Annotated in this window: 20 protein-coding genes; 7 read left to right on the forward strand and 13 right to left on the reverse strand. The window is 71.6% G+C overall.

Annotated features, from left to right (window positions below; translation table 11 throughout):
• Nucleotides 1–77: 77 nt before the first annotated feature.
• The 5 genes from VGX25_RS16390 to aroA form a co-directional block, all read right to left on the reverse strand.
• A complete protein-coding gene (locus VGX25_RS16390; RefSeq protein ID WP_326918659.1) occupies nt 78–812 on the reverse strand; it encodes a hypothetical protein in 735 nt (244 codons plus the stop codon).
• A 21-nt stretch (nt 813–833) separates the two neighbouring features.
• Nucleotides 834–1,727: an NAD-dependent epimerase/dehydratase family protein gene (locus tag VGX25_RS16395; RefSeq protein ID WP_326918660.1), complete on the reverse strand. Its 894-nt coding sequence runs from the start codon at nt 1,725–1,727 to the stop codon at nt 834–836.
• A gap of 56 nt (nt 1,728–1,783) precedes the next feature.
• Entirely contained in the window at nt 1,784–2,593 is an 810-nt protein-coding gene (locus VGX25_RS16400) for an LppX_LprAFG lipoprotein (RefSeq protein WP_326918661.1), read from the reverse strand.
• On the reverse strand, nt 2,594–3,622 hold the full coding sequence (rsgA, locus tag VGX25_RS16405; protein WP_326918662.1) for a ribosome small subunit-dependent GTPase A: 1,029 nt from the start codon (nt 3,620–3,622) through the stop codon (nt 2,594–2,596). It abuts the gene before it with no gap.
• Nucleotides 3,623–3,713: 91 nt separating this feature from the next.
• Nucleotides 3,714–4,976: a 3-phosphoshikimate 1-carboxyvinyltransferase gene (gene aroA / locus VGX25_RS16410; protein WP_326918663.1), complete on the reverse strand. Its 1,263-nt coding sequence runs from the start codon at nt 4,974–4,976 to the stop codon at nt 3,714–3,716.
• A gap of 76 nt (nt 4,977–5,052) precedes the next feature.
• On the opposite strand from aroA, the gene VGX25_RS16415 reads away from it, so the two are divergent.
• The 3 genes from VGX25_RS16415 to VGX25_RS16425 are packed head-to-tail and all read left to right on the forward strand — an operon-like array spanning nt 5,053 to nt 6,967.
• Nucleotides 5,053–5,814: an SOS response-associated peptidase gene (locus VGX25_RS16415; RefSeq protein WP_326918676.1), complete on the forward strand. Its 762-nt coding sequence runs from the start codon at nt 5,053–5,055 to the stop codon at nt 5,812–5,814.
• Entirely contained in the window at nt 5,811–6,422 is a 612-nt protein-coding gene (locus VGX25_RS16420) for an alpha/beta family hydrolase (RefSeq protein WP_326918664.1), read from the forward strand. The genes VGX25_RS16415 and VGX25_RS16420 overlap by 4 nt, the downstream gene beginning before the upstream one ends.
• Before the next feature lie 2 nt (nt 6,423–6,424).
• On the forward strand, nt 6,425–6,967 hold the full coding sequence (locus tag VGX25_RS16425) for a GNAT family N-acetyltransferase (RefSeq protein WP_326918665.1): 543 nt from the start codon (nt 6,425–6,427) through the stop codon (nt 6,965–6,967).
• On the opposite strand, the gene ybaK is transcribed toward VGX25_RS16425, so the two are convergent.
• Entirely contained in the window at nt 6,960–7,439 is a 480-nt protein-coding gene (ybaK, locus tag VGX25_RS16430) for a Cys-tRNA(Pro) deacylase (protein WP_326918666.1), read from the reverse strand. The genes VGX25_RS16425 and ybaK overlap by 8 nt on opposite strands.
• Before the next feature lie 144 nt (nt 7,440–7,583).
• Here ybaK and VGX25_RS16435 point away from each other — a divergent pair, with 144 nt between their 5' ends.
• Nucleotides 7,584–8,228, forward strand: a complete 645-nt coding sequence (locus VGX25_RS16435) for a sigma-70 family RNA polymerase sigma factor (protein ID WP_326918677.1) — start codon at nt 7,584–7,586, stop codon at nt 8,226–8,228.
• The gene (rsrA, locus tag VGX25_RS16440) at nt 8,228–8,551 is read left to right on the forward strand and encodes a mycothiol system anti-sigma-R factor (protein WP_326918667.1); all 324 of its coding nucleotides are present in this window, start codon (nt 8,228–8,230) and stop codon (nt 8,549–8,551) included. The genes VGX25_RS16435 and rsrA overlap by 1 nt, the downstream gene beginning before the upstream one ends.
• Nucleotides 8,552–8,616: 65 nt before the next feature.
• Here rsrA and VGX25_RS35695 read toward each other — a convergent pair whose 3' ends face one another.
• Complete coding sequence (locus VGX25_RS35695) at nt 8,617–8,691, reverse strand: 50S ribosomal protein bL37 (protein ID WP_414635837.1); 75 nt, start codon at nt 8,689–8,691, stop codon at nt 8,617–8,619.
• 135 nt (nt 8,692–8,826) lie between these two features.
• On the opposite strand from VGX25_RS35695, the gene VGX25_RS16450 reads away from it, so the two are divergent.
• Nucleotides 8,827–9,042 (forward strand): biotin/lipoyl-binding carrier protein, encoded by a 216-nt coding sequence (locus tag VGX25_RS16450; protein WP_326918669.1) that lies wholly within the window; start codon nt 8,827–8,829, stop codon nt 9,040–9,042.
• A 9-nt stretch (nt 9,043–9,051) separates the two neighbouring features.
• Nucleotides 9,052–10,530, forward strand: coding sequence for a sensor histidine kinase (locus tag VGX25_RS16455; protein ID WP_326918678.1), 1,479 nt, complete (start codon nt 9,052–9,054; stop codon nt 10,528–10,530).
• 150 nt (nt 10,531–10,680) lie between these two features.
• On the opposite strand, the gene VGX25_RS16460 is transcribed toward VGX25_RS16455, so the two are convergent.
• The 6 genes from VGX25_RS16460 to VGX25_RS16485 all read right to left on the reverse strand — a co-directional run bounded on the left by VGX25_RS16460 (nt 10,681) and on the right by VGX25_RS16485 (nt 15,243).
• Nucleotides 10,681–10,935: a WhiB family transcriptional regulator gene (locus VGX25_RS16460; protein ID WP_326918670.1), complete on the reverse strand. Its 255-nt coding sequence runs from the start codon at nt 10,933–10,935 to the stop codon at nt 10,681–10,683.
• 231 nt (nt 10,936–11,166) lie between these two features.
• Nucleotides 11,167–12,096: a diacylglycerol/lipid kinase family protein gene (locus VGX25_RS16465; RefSeq protein WP_326918671.1), complete on the reverse strand. Its 930-nt coding sequence runs from the start codon at nt 12,094–12,096 to the stop codon at nt 11,167–11,169.
• Nucleotides 12,097–12,213: 117 nt separating this feature from the next.
• Entirely contained in the window at nt 12,214–13,422 is a 1,209-nt protein-coding gene (locus VGX25_RS16470) for a hypothetical protein (RefSeq protein ID WP_326918672.1), read from the reverse strand.
• Nucleotides 13,423–13,656: 234 nt separating this feature from the next.
• Nucleotides 13,657–14,139: a GNAT family N-acetyltransferase gene (locus VGX25_RS16475; RefSeq protein ID WP_326918673.1), complete on the reverse strand. Its 483-nt coding sequence runs from the start codon at nt 14,137–14,139 to the stop codon at nt 13,657–13,659.
• Nucleotides 14,140–14,150: 11 nt separating this feature from the next.
• Nucleotides 14,151–14,750 (reverse strand): acid phosphatase, encoded by a 600-nt coding sequence (locus tag VGX25_RS16480; RefSeq protein WP_326918674.1) that lies wholly within the window; start codon nt 14,748–14,750, stop codon nt 14,151–14,153.
• Nucleotides 14,751–14,772: 22 nt separating this feature from the next.
• A complete protein-coding gene (locus VGX25_RS16485) occupies nt 14,773–15,243 on the reverse strand; it encodes a DUF1772 domain-containing protein (RefSeq protein WP_326918675.1) in 471 nt (156 codons plus the stop codon).
• Nucleotides 15,244–15,352 lie beyond the last annotated feature (109 nt).

A 15,352-nucleotide genomic window follows, 5' to 3' on the forward strand; every position in this document is an offset into this window, starting at 1 on the left:
ACCCCCGGCCGCTCGCCGAAGGCGACCGGCGGCCTTGCCCGAGCTAACAAGCACAGCGACCGGCGGCCTTGCCCGAGCTAGAAAACACGGTCGGGTGCGTCGATCACCTGATCGGCGGGCGGCGCGGTGACGTCGACGGGCTCGCCCCAGCGGGTGTAGCCGATGGTGAGCTTGGCGGACTGGCCCGGCAGGTCCATCGTGATCTTGACGGGCAGGCCGGTGCCGTCGAGCCACAGCTCGTACGGGATACGCTCGACGCCCTGCGCGCGCAGCTCGCGCAGGCCGGTCTTGAGCACGTGGTCGGCTTCGGCTTCGGCCAGCCGGGCGACGTCGAGGTCGATCTTGTAGCGGTACACCGGTTGGCCGTCGACGGTCTCGGTGGCCGTGGCGGTGATGGTCCCGGCCTGGCGCAGGCGCCCGAGCTGCCGGCCGATGTCGGCCTGCTCGATCATGGCGCCGGCCAGGGCGGCGACGTCCTGCCGGCCGGCGGCGAACCGCAACCAGGGCCGTGCCGGCTGCTCGGGCCGCGGCGGCCGCACGTACATGATCCCGTCCAGCATGATGAACCGGCTGGGGCCGTCCGGGCCGGTCATGGTGAAGTCGGCGGCGAGGTCGGGCGTGGTGCGGTAGCCGCCATCGCCGGTGGCGCCGCCGGTGACCTCGAAGGTCACGTGCGCGCTCGTCCGGCCGGCCAGCTGGGCGGTGACGTCGGCGGCCAGCGCGCCGATGTCGGTGCCGCTCGTGCTCTCGGCGCCACCGCCGCAGCCGGTCACGATCAGGACCAGGGCAAGGCCCGCGAGTTCCCTACGCATGGGCGGAGGGTAGCCGGACGGTCACTTACCCGATCGGGGGAACCAGTCCGGCGCCAAGGTGGGACGCGCGGGCCGCCACCCGGTGGCCTCGGTAAGCCGGCCGGACACCACCCGCTGGGACCGGGCGAACGCCTTGAGCTGACCGGGAACCAGCCCCCGGCGCAGGACGCGGGCCCGGCGCACGCCCGCGGCCTCGGCCACCACCCGGGCCACGTCGGACTTGCGCATCGGCGTGGCGGCGACGTTGTACACCCCGCTCGGCGCGGTCAGCGCGGCCACGGCCCCGGCGGCCGCGTCGGACGGGTGGATCGCGCTGAACCAGCCGGCCGGGTCGCCGAACATCACCGGCAGCCGCAGCCGCGCCAGGCGCAGCAGCATGCGGGCCATCGGCTCGTCGTCGATCAGCGCGGCGATCCGCAGGCGCACCCCGACCCGCCCGTCCGCCTCGGCGAACCGGGCGATGGTGGCGTGTGCCTGCACCGACGAGCGCAGCGGGCCAACCGGGTCGATCGGCGCGTCCTCGTCCAGCTCGGCATCCCCGCCGTCGGCGTAGAGGAACGAGATGCCCTCCTGCACGATCACCCGGACGCCGTCGGACCGCAGCGCGGCCTCGACCAGCACCCGGCTGCCCTCGGCCCGGACCCGGTCGTTCTCCGCCATTCCCCGCATCATCTGGCCGGGCCGCGTCGGGATCCGGGTGGCCAGGTTCAGCACGGCCTCGCACCCGTCGAGCGCCTTGGCCATCGAGTCGGAGTCGAACAGGTCGCCCACCACGGGCTCGATGCCGAGACCGCGCACCGCGGCCGCCCGCTCGGGGTTGCGGGCCAGCCCGGTCACGCGATGCCCGGCGGCGAGCAGCCTCGGCACAGCCTCCCGGCCGAGCACTCCGGTCGATCCGATCACCAGCACACGCATGGCGGCCTCCTTCGCCGGTCAGCATCCGGACGAGGCCGCGGCGCCGATCGTGACGATCAGCGCGGAATCTCGGCCACCTGGTCGGGCGCGGGCGCCGCGACGTCGACCGGCTTGCCCCAGTCCGAGTAGTCGGCGGTGACCTTCACGTCGGTCGACTGCCCCGACTGTGGATCCTTGACCGTCATGGCGATGGCCACCCTGGCGGGCAGGCCCTCCTGGTCCATCCAGACGTCCATCGGTAGCTTGTCCAGCCCGGCCTTCTTCGCCTGCTCGATGATGTCCTCGGCGCCGGCCGCGCTCGCCGCCTTGGTCACGTCGACCGTCACCGTGTAGTGCGTCGTCGGCCGGCCGTTGAGGTCCTCCTGCTTGGTCGCGGTGATCTCACCGGCGTCGACGAACTGCTGGAGCATCTTGGCCGGATCGCTGTTCTGCTTCAGTTGCTTGACGACCTGACCGAAGATCTGGGAGATCGGGTCGCTGCCGGTGGAGTCGATCCTCAGCCACGGCTTGCCCGGCTCGAGCTCCTCCGGCATCTTCACGTAGAAGACCTCGTCGACCAGCCGCATCTCCATCGCACCCTGGCCGGGCAGGTTCATGGTTATCTGCATGGCCGGGTCGGCGCCGAGTTTCATGTCGCCTTCGCCCTCGAAGGACTCCTGGCCCGCCTCGGCCTTTATCACCATGTGCGCCGACGACTTCTCGGCGCTCTTCTTGGCCACGTTCTCCACGAGGAGCTTCAGCGAGCCGACCTGCGGGTCGGGGCCGCCCCCACCGCCGCCCTGGCTCGGGGTCTGGTTGTCGCCGCAGCCGGACAGCACCACCGCCGCGATCGCCACCCCGCTGGCCAACAGCGTGAACCTGCGCATCTATCCCTCCTGGTAGTCGTCGAGCCCCGCCCGCGATGCCAGCAGGCGCCGCAGCGAGGCCAGCCGAACGGCCGTGGCCTCGCCATCCGCGGTGACCACGTCAAGCATGCAGTCCGGATCCTCCGGGGGGCCGCGGTGGCCGCAGCCGGGCGGACATTCCTCGGCCGCCTCCACGAACTCGCCGAACGCGGCCACAATATCGTCCGGCTCGACGTGGGCGAGCCCGAACGATCGAATACCCGGAGTGTCCACCACCCAACCGCCACCCGGCAGCGGCAGTGCCACCGCCGTCACGGAGGTGTGCCGGCCCTTGCCGATCGCGCTGACCGCTCCGATCGCCCGGTCGGCGTCGGGCACCAACCGGTTGACCAAAGTGGACTTTCCGACGCCGGAATGCCCGACCAGCGCGGAAACCCGTCGTGCCAACCGCTTCCGCAGTGCGTCGGGCTCCTCGTCGTGACGGGTGATCACGATCGGCAGGTCGAGGTCGGCGTACGCCCCGGCCAGCTCGTCGGGACTGGCCAGGTCGGACTTCGTCAGGCACAGCACGGGTTTGAGCCCACCGGTGTAGGCGGCGACCAGGCAGCGGTCGATGAACCCGGTGCGCGGCGGGGGATCGGCCAGCGAGCAGACGATGATCAGCTGCTCGGCGTTGGCCACCACGACCCGCTCGTACGGATCGGTGTCGTCGGCGGTGCGGCGCAACACGCTGCTGCGGTCGGCCACCCGGACCACCCTGGCCAGCGTGTCCGGCCGGCCGGACGTGTCGCCGACGAGATCGACGAGATCCCCGACCACGATGGGGGTTCGGCCGAGCTCGCGGGCGCGCATGGCGACCACCTCGCGGCTCGGATCGCCGTCCAGCGCGCAGGTCCACCGGCCGCGGTCCACCCCGACCACCATCGCCGCCCGTGCGTCGGCGTGCTCGGGACGCCGCTTGCTGCGCGGCCGGGTTCCCCGTCCCGGCCGGACCCGGACGTCCCCCTCGTCGAGCCGCCGCCAGTCGTCGCGGCGAGACCGTCCGCTCACGGCGTCACCTCGCAAGCTCGGTGACGCCAGACTCCGTCGCCTCGTACCTCGGCGACGGAGCAGCGTTCACGGTTCGCTCCGCAAGCTCCGCTCACGCTTCGAGCATTCTTGCCCACATACCGGGGAAGTCGGGCATCGTCTTCGCGGTGGTGGCGATGTCGTCCACCTCGACCCCGGGCACCACGAGACCCACGATCGCACCCGCGGTGGCCATCCGGTGATCGGCGTACGCGTGCCACAGGCCGCCGTGCAGCTCCGCCGGCCGGATCGCCAGGCCGTCCGGTGTCTCGGTGACGTCGCCGCCGAGCCCGTTGAGCTCGGCGGTCAGCGCGGCCAGCCGGTCGGTCTCGTGCCCGCGCAGGTGCGCGATGCCGCGCAGCACCGACGGTCCCTCGGCCAGCGCCGCAAGGGCGGCGACGGTGGGCGTCAGCTCGCCGACGTCGTGCATGTCAACGTCCACTCCGGACAATCGGGCCGGCCCGGCGACGGTCAGCCCGGCCGCGGAAAGCGTGACCTCGCAACCCATCGAGCCGAGGATCCCGCGGATCGCGTCGCCCGCCTGGGTGGTGTCGGCCGGCCACCCGGGCACGGTCACCCGGCCACCGGTGAGCGCGGCCGCGGCCAGGAACGGTGTCGCGTTCGACAGATCCGGCTCGACCGTCCAGTCCCGGCCGGCGACCGGCCCCGGCGCCACCCGCCAGGTGTCCGGCTCCGAGTCGTCGACGGCCACCCCGGCCTCGCGCAGCATCGCCACGGTCATCTCGATGTGCGGCAACGACGGCACGGGCTTGCCGTCGTGGCGCACGGTGACGCCGCGCTCGTAACGAGCGCCGGACAGCAGCAGCCCCGACACGAACTGCGACGACTCCGAGGCGTCGATCGTCACCGCACCACCGAGAACCGAGCCGGTGCCGTGCAGGGTGAACGGCAGGGCGTCGCCGTCGAGCCGGACACCGAGGGCGCGCAACGCGTTCAGCACCGTCCCCATGGGACGCTCGCGGGCCCGCTGGTCGCCGTCGAAGCGGATCTCCCCTTCGGCCAGCGCGGCCGCGGGCGGCACGAACCGCATCACGGTCCCGGCAAGGCCGCAGTCGATCGACGCCGGACCCCGGAACCCGTTGTGCGGCCCGATTCGCACCACCGTGCCGGAGACTTCGACCGGAACATCCAGCGCGCGCAACGCACCGAGCATGAGCTCGGAGTCCCGGCTGGCCGGAACGCCGTGCACCGCCGCGCCATCCTTGCTCAGCGCGGCCAGCAGCAGGGCCCGGTTGGTGATTGACTTCGAGCCTGGGACGGGCACGGTCGCCCGTACCGGGGCGGTGGCGAGGGGGGCCGTCCAGGGCTGCGTCATGGTTATAGATGATCCCGCATTACCGGCTCGCTTGTGTCGGTGGGACATGTCACGATCGGTAGTGGAGGTGGTCAGGTTGTGCGGGAGGTATGCCGCCACGAAGGATCCGGCGACGTTGGCCGCGGAGTTCGACGCGGTGGACGACACCGAGTTCTATCAGCCGCGGGCCGACTACAACGTCGCCCCGACCAAGGACGAGATCACGGTCGTCCAGCGGCACCCGCGCGACGAGGAGGGCAACCCCGACCCGAGCACCACGGTGCGCAGCCTCCGGGTGATGCGCTGGGGCCTGATTCCCCACTGGGCCAAGGACAAGTCCATCGGCTCCCGGATGATCAACGCTCGGGCGGACAGCGCCGCCACCAAGCCGGCGTTCAAGAGCTCGCTTGCGAAGCGGCGGTGCCTGGTGCCCGCCGACGGCTGGTACGAGTGGCGCCGGGAGGGCAAGGCCAAGCAGCCCTTCTACATGACCACCCAGGACGGGTCCAGCCTCGCCTTCGCCGGTCTGTGGGCGACCTGGCGGGACAAGTCCGACGAGCAGGCCGAGCCCGTGGTCAGCTACACCGTGCTGACCACCGACGCGGTCGGCCCGCTCGCCGACATCCACGACCGGATGCCGCTGGTGCTGCCCCGCGAGCACTGGGCAAGGTGGCTGGACCCCGACCTCGACGACGTGTCCGAGCTGCTCGTCCCGCCGCCGCTGGAGCTGGTGTCCGCGCTGGAGCTGCGGCCGGTGTCCAGCGCGGTGAACAACGTCCGCAACAACGGCCCCGAGCTGCTTGCCCGCCACGAGCCCGAGCCGGCCGACCTCGACGACCCGAGCCTGTTCGACAAATGACCACCACGCAGATCGAGACGCCGCACGGCATCGCACGGGCCGAGCTGCACTGCTGCCCGGAGGGCCGGGCCGCCCTGCTGCTCGGGCACGGCGCGGGCGGCGGCATCGGCGCGCCCGACCTGGTGGCCGCCGCCCGGGGCGCCCGTGCCGCGGGCGTGCACGTCGCCCTGGTCGAGCAGCCCTACCGGGTGGCAGGCCGCCGCGCGCCCGCCCCGGCCGCCCAGCTCGACTCCGCCTGGCTGACCATCGCCGAGGAGCTGGAGAAGGAGTTCTTCGCCGACCTCCCCCTGGTGTTCGGCGGCCGCTCGTCCGGCGCCAGGGTCGCCTGCCGCACCGCCAGGGAGGGCCAGGCGGTCGCCGTGGTATGCCTCGCCTTCCCGGTGCACCCGCCAGGCAAGCCGGACAAGACCCGCCAGCCCGAGCTGGACGCCGTCGAGGTGCCCACCCTGGTGGTGCAGGGCGAGAGCGACCCGTTCGGCCGCCCCACCGCCGCCCACCACCGCGAGGTCGTCCTCATCCCCGGCGACCACTCCCTCAAACGCGATGCCAAGGCCATCTCGCGCACCGTGGAGGAGTGGCTGGACCGGATCCTGCGCCCACTCGACTGACCGTGGAGCGCCACCCGATCCCGGCGGGCCGGCTGACCCTGCGCCCGTTCACCACCGCGGACGTTCCCTGGGTCTACGAGGTCTCGCAGGATCCGATGCTGCAGCACTTCGTGCTCGAGCAGCCGGTGTCGCCGTACCGGATGGCCGACGCCCGGTTCTTCGTCGAGCGCCTGGCCATCGCCACCTGGGACAGCGGCACGCGGGCCGAGCTCGTCGCCGAGGACGCCGCCACCGGCGCCCGGCTCGGCCGGGTAGGTCTCGGCCTGACCATGCCCGGAATCGGCGAGATCGGCTACTGGACGGATCCCGGGGTCCGCGGGCGCGGCGTGGCCACCGACGCCGTGCGCGCCGCCTGCCGGTGGGCCTTCACCACCCTTGGCCTTGAGCTGATCGCCTGGCGGGCCGAGGTGGGCAACGTCGCCTCCCGCCGGGTTGCCGAGAAGGTCGGCTTCCGCGTCGAGGCCACCCTGCGTAAGGCGGTCCGCCACCGCGGCGTGCTGGTGGACGCCTGGGTCGGCTCCCTGCTCCCGGACGAGCTCAGCTGACCGCGATCGGGGCGACCGTGGCGTCCAGGAGGCGGGCGAGGTCGGCGGGGGCGAGCTCGACCTCGAGGCCCCGGCGGCCGGCGGAGCAGAACATGGTCTCGAAGGTGGTGGCCGAGGCGTCGAGCACGGTGCGCAGGCGGCGGCGCTGGCCGAGCGGGGAGATGCCGCCGGCGACGTAGCCGGTGGCCCGCTCGGCGTCGGCGACCCCGGCCATCCTGGCCCGCTTGCCCCCGACGGCAGCCGCCAGCGCCTTGAGGTCGAGCTGGGCGACCACGGGCACGATGGCGACCACGAGGGCGCCGTCCACCTCGGCGAGCAGGGTCTTGAACACCCGCTCGGGTGGGACGCCGAGCGCCTCGGCCGCCTCGAGGCCGTAGGAGTCGTGCCGCGGGTCGTGCTCGTACGAGTGCAGCGTGTGGCTGACCTTCTGCCTGGTCAGCAGCGCCGTCGCGGGCGTGCCCCGTCCTGCCATGCCGGCAAGCGTAGGGAATGCCGACCGGGCCCTCGCGCGTTCTCTCCGGACGTGCCGACCTTGCTGCTCCCGACGACGCGCGCGGCGGGCCACCGAGCCCGCCGCGTATTCTCGAGGGGACCCCATGCGTGTTCGACCATGGGAATGTGGCTGGAAGGGAGCGCGGTGCCGGGCACCGATACCCAATCCAACGCGAGGCCGGAGAGCCCGGCGGAGCGGGCGGAGCGGTTCGAACGGGACGCCATGCCGCTGCTGGACCAGCTCTACTCGGCCGCGCTGCGGATGACCCGCAACCCCGCCGACGCCGAGGACCTGGTTCAGGAGACCTATCTCAAGGCGTTCGCGGCGTTCGAGTCGTTCCGGGAGGGCACCAACCTCAAGGCCTGGCTCTACCGGATCCTCACCAACACCTACATCAATGGATACCGCAAACGGCAGCGCCAGCCCGTCCAGCAGCCGACCGAGGAGATCACCGACTGGCAGCTGGCCCAGGCGGAGAGCCACACGTCGACCGGCCTGCGCTCGGCCGAGCTGGACGCGATGGACCGGCTGCCGGACACCGACGTCAAGGAAGCCCTGCAGCAGCTGCCGGAGGAGTTCCGGCTGGCCGTGTACCTTGCCGATGTCGAGGGCTTCGCCTACAAGGAGATCGCCGAGATCATGGGCACGCCGATCGGCACCGTGATGTCCCGCCTGCACCGCGGCCGGCGGATGCTGCGTGATCTGCTGGCGGATGTGGCACATGAGCGTGGGTTCCTACGCTCGGCCGAGCGAGAGGTGGCCGGGTGATGAGCTGCGGCAAACCACATGAGACCGACTGCGCCGAGGTTCTCGCCGAGGTGTGGCTGTTCCTCGACCACGAGTGCGACGAGAGCCGCCGCGAGCTGCTGGAACGCCATCTCGACGAGTGCGGGCCGTGCCTCGAGCGGTACGGGCTCGACGAGCATCTCAAGGCGTTGCTGGCCAGCAAGTGCGGGGGCGAGCACGCGCCGGACGCGCTCAAGGAGCGGCTCCGCGCGAAGATCAGGAAGACGGTGCTCGAGCACGGTGGCGTGACCGTCGAGACGACGACGACCACGGTCACCGTGGACGCCGGCGAGGACAGTATCTGACGGTCGCTCCCGCGAGGCCGTCCCACCCGCCCACCCACGGCCTCGCGTCCGCTCCTGACGAACGGTCAGCTGTGCGGGCGCTTGCCGTGGTTGGCGCCGCTCTTCTTGCGGTCGCGACGCTTGCGCGCGCGCTTCGACATGATCGTCTCCTTGGTGGTGTTGATCGCACGATCCGTGCCGCACAATTTTGCCATGCGGCTCTTGTCGGCCGGCCGACGGTCGCACATGGTTGGATTGCCGGTGGTGTGACCTGTTGCATCGGGGAGGAGCGGTCGATGGCCGAGGAGATCCACGCCGAGATCGTGGCCAACGTGCTGAAGGTTGTGGGCCAGGAGGGCCAGACCGTCGACGAGGGCGACACCGTGGTGATCCTCGAGTCCATGAAGATGGAGATCCCCGTGCTCACCGAGTCGTCGGGCACGCTCACCAAGATCGCCGTGAAGGAAGGCGACGTGGTGCAGGAACACGACCTCATCGCGGTCGTCGAGTAAGGGTCAACGCTGTCAACGCTTTCTGATCTGCTCGCCGAGCACACCAGCCTGTCCGTGGCGCAGGTCGATCACCTGCAGATGGTCGTTGCCGAGTGGCAGCTGCTCGCCGACCTGTCGTTCGCCGACTTCCTGCTCTGGGCGGACGTGGGCGGCGGCGAGTTCCTGTGCGTGGCGCAGGCCAGGCCGACGACCGCGCTGACCGCGCACGCCGAGGACGTGGTGGGCAGCCGGATCCCGGCCAAGGAGCATCCGCAGCTGCGCAAGGCGATCGCCGAGCGGCGGATCTGCCGCGAGGAGGACCCGCGGTGGTACCTCGGTGTTCCGGTGCGCCGGGAGACGATCCCGGTCACCCACGGCGGCACGGTCATCGCCGTGCTGTCCCGGGACACCAACCTGGCCGTGCCGCGGGTGCCGAGCTCGCTGGAGATCGCCTACCTGGGGGTGGCCGGCGATCTGTGCCAGATGGTGGCCGACGGCACCTTCCCGGTCGCCGAGCCCGCGCCCGGCGTGCACACCAGCCCGCGGGTGGGCGACGGGCTGATCCGGCTGGACTCCGCCGGCAGCGTGGTGTTCGCCAGCCCCAACGCGAAGTCGGCGTACCACCGGATGGGGCACGCCGCGGATCTGGTCGGCGCGCGGCTGGTGCCGCTGACCCGGAACCTGATCGCCGACCCGTTCGACGCGACCGAGGTCGCGCAGCGGATCCTGGCCGCGCTGGACGGCCAGCCGAGCATGCGGGTGGAGGCCGAGTCCCGCCGCGGAGCGACGGTGCTGTTCCGGGCGCTGCCGCTGCGCCCGGCCGACCAGCCGGCCGGGGCCCTGGTGCTGGTCCGGGACGTCACCGAGGTGCGGCGCCGGGACCGCGCGCTGATGTCCAAGGACGCCACCATCCGGGAGATACACCATCGGGTGAAGAACAACCTGCAGACCGTGGCCGCGCTGCTGCGCCTGCAGTCACGCCGGGCGACCAGCCAGGAGGCCAAGGAGGCGCTGGCCGAGTCGATGCGCCGGGTCGCCGCGATCGCCATGGTGCACGAGACGCTGTCGACCTCCGTCGACGAGCGGGTCGACCTGGACTCCTTGGTGGACAAGGTGATTCCGGTGGTCGGGGACGTCGCGGCGGCCGAGAGCCAGGTGAAGGTGCGCAGGTTCGGGCAGTTCGGTGTGGTGGCCGCGGAGGTCGCCACGCCCCTGGTGATGGTGCTGACCGAGCTGGTGCAGAACGCGGTCGGACACGCCTACCCGCCGGGCCGGTCCGGCGAGGTCCTGGTGTCCGCGGAACGGTCGGCCCGCTGGCTGGACGTGGTGGTCAGCGACGACGGCCGCGGCCTGCCGCGCGGCTTCTCCCTCGAACGCACCGACGGCCTCGGCCTGCAGATCGTGCGCACCCTGGTGGAGACCGAGCTACGCGGGGAGCTGTCGCTGCGCCGCCGCGAGCGCGGCGGCACCGAGGCGGTGCTCAGAATCCCCCTGTCCCACCGGCGCTGAGCATCGGCCTCTGGCAGACCCGACTGTCGGGGGGTCCGGGGGCGGAGCCCCGCCGGCCGGGGGTCTGGGGGCTTGGCCCCCAGAAAATACAAACGAGCGACGTGGTTCGCGTTTTCCGCGAACACACGCCGCCCGGAGCTCGTTTACCGCTCAGGCGTTGCTGCGCTGCCTGGTGCGGGCGTTGCGCCGCTTGAGGGCGCGTCGCTCGTCCTCGCTCATCCCGCCCCATACGCCGGCGTCCTGGCCACTGTCGAGCGCCCAAGACAGGCATTGGGAAGCGACGGTACAGCGCTGGCAAACGGCCTTCGCCTCGGCGATCTGCAGCACGGCGGGACCGCTGGTTCCCACAGGGAAGAACAGCTCAGGGTCCTCGTCACGGCAGGCCGCGCGGTGGCGCCAGTCCATTGTCTTGTGCTCCTCGCTAGGCGCAGAGGTCCGCGCCACTAGTCGTCATCCGGTCGTCGGGGTGCTTGTGAATGCTTTCACGAACCAGCTAGATGTCAAGAGTTCTCATCCCCCCGGTGAGTGAACTCACCCAAAAGATACAGGTCCGCGGCCTGCGGATGCGCAGCGTAACAATTGGGTCTCGATCACGAATGGTCTAGGCCGCCGTTCGGATTCGATCAAGGCTCGAGGTCAGACGACCACGCTCAGTGCGCGGGGGACCGCGCTGAGCTCGATGGAGTTGCGCCAGCCGAGCAGATCCCCGTCGCACTGCACCCGTACCGGGTCCTCCGAGGTCACCCGCAGGCTCGGCACATCGTCGCGGCGCAGCAGCTTCCGCCCGCGCGTCTCACCCGATCGGCTGGTCGCCTGCCGGAGGTGCCGGAGCACGGTCGGTAGCCGCAGGCTGCTCAGCGCGAACACGCCGAGGCCGCCGTCGAACGAGCAGCCCCGGTTCAGGTGGATCGGGCGGTCACCAAGGTAGGTCCACGGGTCGGTGTTCGACACGAACACCAGGCGCAGGTCCCGCACCGGCTCCTCGCCGGGGATCTCCACGGTGAGCCGGGGTCGGGGACGCGCGGGCCGCAGGTAGCTGGCCACCGCCACCCTGGCGTAGAGCGCCGGGCTGGCGCGCTTGCCGCGCCTGCGATCCACGCCGGCGACCACGTCGGCGTCCCAGCCGACGCCCGCGCTGAACGTGAACCAGCGGCCCGGTGTCCCGTTCGACGCCACCCGGCCAAGACCGACCTCCCGGCACCGCCCCTCGTGCAGCGCGAGCAGCAGTTGGTGCGCCGCCTCGATCGGGTTGCGGGGCAACCCGAGGGCGCGCGCGAACACGTTGGCCGACCCGCCGGGCACGATGCCCAGCTTGGGCACGCTCCCGCCGGTCTCGCCGGCCATCAGGCCGTTGACCACCTCGCTGACCGTGCCGTCCCCGCCGTGCGCGACGACCAGCTCGACGCCCTCGACCGCGGCCCTTGCGGCGGCCGCCTGGGCGTGCCCGCGGTAGTCGGTCTCGACGATCTCCAGCTTCACCTGGCTGGCCAACGCGTGTGCGAGCACATCACGACCGGCGGCCGTGGTCGCGGTCGCCTTCGGGTTCACTACCAGCACTGCGCGCATTACCGCAGAGTAGGGTGTGCCGCTCCCTTCCAGAACCGGTACCGGTCCCTTCTCCCTCTCGGGCCTCGCGCGAGTGCACCCAGACGACCGTCTGCTCGCGAGAAGCTCGCTGCCCGTCTATGTGATCGTGCCTGCGTCGGGCGGCGTTAGGGACCGCCCTCCGGGTGGCATACGATCACCCGAATGCAGGTATCCGACGCCCCTCATACCGTAAGGGGTGCCGGAGTCCTCGTCGGACTCCAGGGTCTGCTTGCCCTCGCCTTCGCGGTCGCGGTGCTGGTGCGGGCATTCGGCGGAGGCTCGACGCCGGGCAACAACCTCTTCGGGCAGGCGGCCTTCTACGCCGTGATCGGCGGCGGGGTGCTCGCGGTCGGCGCCGGGCTCGTGCTCGGCAAGACGTGGGCCCGCGGCCCGGCCGTGGTCGTGCAGATCCTGCTGCTCGGTGTCGCCTGGTACGCCCTCGGCCCGTCCGGCCGCCCCGAGATCGGCCTGCCCGTCGCGGCAATCGCCATCCTGGTGCTCGTCCTGCTGTTCCGCCGGCCCGCCCGAGCCTGGGCCCTCGGCGGCGACGAGCCCGACTGACCCCGTGCTCGCCGTCGGGCTACCGAACCTGGAGCACGTGGGTGGCGCCGCAGCTGACGGCGAAGCTGCGGTACGTGGCGGTGAACGGCCGCTGGCTCGGTCGGTGTTGAGCACGGTCAGCCCGGCCGACAGGTCGCCGGTCAACGACGTGGTGTCGGGCAGCCGCTGCCACGGCCCGTTGCCGGCGGCATCTCGCCAGTAGGCGCTGACCCGGTCGCCGTCGCGGACCAGCCGCAGTCCGGTCGAGGTCGTGGTGACCCTGATCGGTGCCGGCTCGCCGGAGAAGGGGCCGTTGAACTTGGTGTGCGTGCCGTTCTGGAACATCTCGAAGGCGATCGCGCCGAAGTCGCCGAATCCCCGTTCCAGTCGGATGTAGTTGTCCGCGTCGCGGAACAGCAGCAGCCCGGCCGCCCGGTAGGGAATCTGCGGATTCGCGTCCACCCGCGTCTCCACGGTGAAGTCGCCGCGGACGGGCACGTTCAGATAGGGCGCGGTGATCCGGCTTTGCATGTCCGTCCGTACGTTGGCCCCGTCCGGCGCGGTGATCCGCAAGGCGCCGTCGCCGACGTCGAAGGTTGCGGTGCCGCCGGCATCATTCATCCGGCTCACGTTCGGTGCGATCGATTGCGTCGTGAAATCGGCGGTGACGGCCCCGCAGGGGCCCCGGTCGCCGCCGAGCAGGCCGGGCACGACGAGAACGGCCACGACGAGCACGACGGCCGCCGTGATCACCCCGGCGAGCACGGGCCGTCGCCGCCACGGACGCCGCCGGGGTCGCCGTTCGGCCGGGCCTTCGGCCACCGGGGCCATCGGGGTGGGCGGCCGCTCCGAGATTGGCGGCGCCGCGGGAATTCGCGGCATGTCCGGTGGGTTCGGCACGTCGCAGCCGGAGCGGTTCGCCCGATTTCGTGGAATCGGTGCCGATCTCATTCACCTCGACATCGCCGGCGGTGTGGTTGCCGCCCGGCGGCCTGTCGCCTAGGTCCCGGCCAGCCGGTTCAGGGCCGCACCGCTGACCCGCATGACCGTCCACTCGTCCATGGGCACCGCGCCGAGGGACTTGTAGAAGCCGATGGCGGGCTCGTTCCAGTCCAGTACCCACCATTGCAGCCGGGTGTAGCCGCGGCGTACGCATTCCTCGGCCAGTGCCTCCAGCAGCGCCCTGCCCAGGCCGGCGCCGCGGGCGCTCGGCCGGACGAAGAGGTCCTCCAGGTAGATCCCGTGCTCGCCGTCGAAGGTGGAGAAGTTCAGAAACCATACCGCGCAGCCGACGACCTCGCCGTCCAGCTCGGCGACGTGGGCGTACAGCGCGGGTGACTGGCTGAACAGGGCGCGGTGCAGCTGCTCGGTGGTCAGGTGGCATTCGTCGAGCTTGCGTTCGTACTCGGCGAGCTCGTACACCAGTTTGACCAGAGTGTCTATATCGGACTCTCGAGCCGGCCGGACGCGCGGATCTGACAACGGATTCTCCCTCAGCTTTCTACTGCCGGAACGTTGAGCCGGCGCACCTGCGGCACCCCGCGCTCGTCGCCGAGCACCGAGACCCCGGCCGCTTCGAGTCCGAAGTGGACTCCCGCGGTGGGTGGCAACCCCAGCCAGCCGGCCACCAGCACCCGGCTGAAATGCCCGTGCCCGACCAGGATCACATCGCCGGATGGAAGGGCGGCATACACGCGCTCGATGACCCTGGCGGCGCGCGAGCCGATCGCCGCCGCGGTCTCGCCGCCTGGGCACGGGTGGGTCCACACGGTCCAGCCGGGCACCCGCTCGCGGATCTGCGGCGTGGTCAGGCCCTCGTAGTCGCCGTAGTCCCACTCGGCGAGGTCCTCGGTGACCTCGGTGACCGTGAGCCCGGCCAGCTCCGCGGTGCGCCGCGCGCGGTCGCGCGGGCTGGACAGCACCATGGCCGGCGGCGCGTCGCCGCGCAGCGCGGTGAGCAGCCGGCCGGCCCGGCGCGCCCGCCGCTTGCCCTCGGCGGTCAGCGGCACGTCGGTGCGCCCGGTGTGCCGCCCCAGCTCGGACCACTCCGTCTGACCGTGCCGGATGAGGTACAGGGCGGTGGCGTCGACCATGTGGCAGAGGCTAGCCGGCCGGCTAGACCAGGAGCGCGGCGATCAGCAGGCCGGTGGCGGCCAGTGAGGACAGCGTGCGAACGTGGTTGCCGCCGGTCCACTCGCGCAGGTAGCGGGCCCACTGGTCGGCGGAGTCCGAAGTGGACGGATCGAGCCGGTCGAGGGCGTTGTTGCGCGGCACGTGGTAGACGATGGTGATGATCGGCGTGCCGAGCAGGTACACCAGGCTCCCGGCGAGCAGGTACGCGCCGTTCGGCTCGCCGAGCCGGAGAATCCCGACGACGGCGAGCACCGCGGCCAGCAGGCCCGCGCCGAACAGCGGGATCATGAACAGCGGGGTCAGCACGGTGACGTTGATCGACTGCATGGCGGCGATCCCCTGCGGCGCCGGCATCCGCCGCAGGGCGGCCATGATGAACGTGGAGAAGGCGAAGAACACACCGGCGGCGATCGCGGTGCACAGCGCCGTGACAAAGGTCAGAATGTCGATCATCGTGGCCTCCGGGTCCGTTCCGTCGTGCTGGGTCGATTCAAGACGGACCCGGTGAGACTCTCCATAGCTCAGAGCCTCGACTCCATGCGCCAGCGTCTACCCGACCGCG

The sequence above is a fragment of the Actinophytocola sp. genome (assembly GCF_035942955.1).
Lineage (GTDB): Bacteria > Actinomycetota > Actinomycetes > Mycobacteriales > Pseudonocardiaceae > DASYTH01.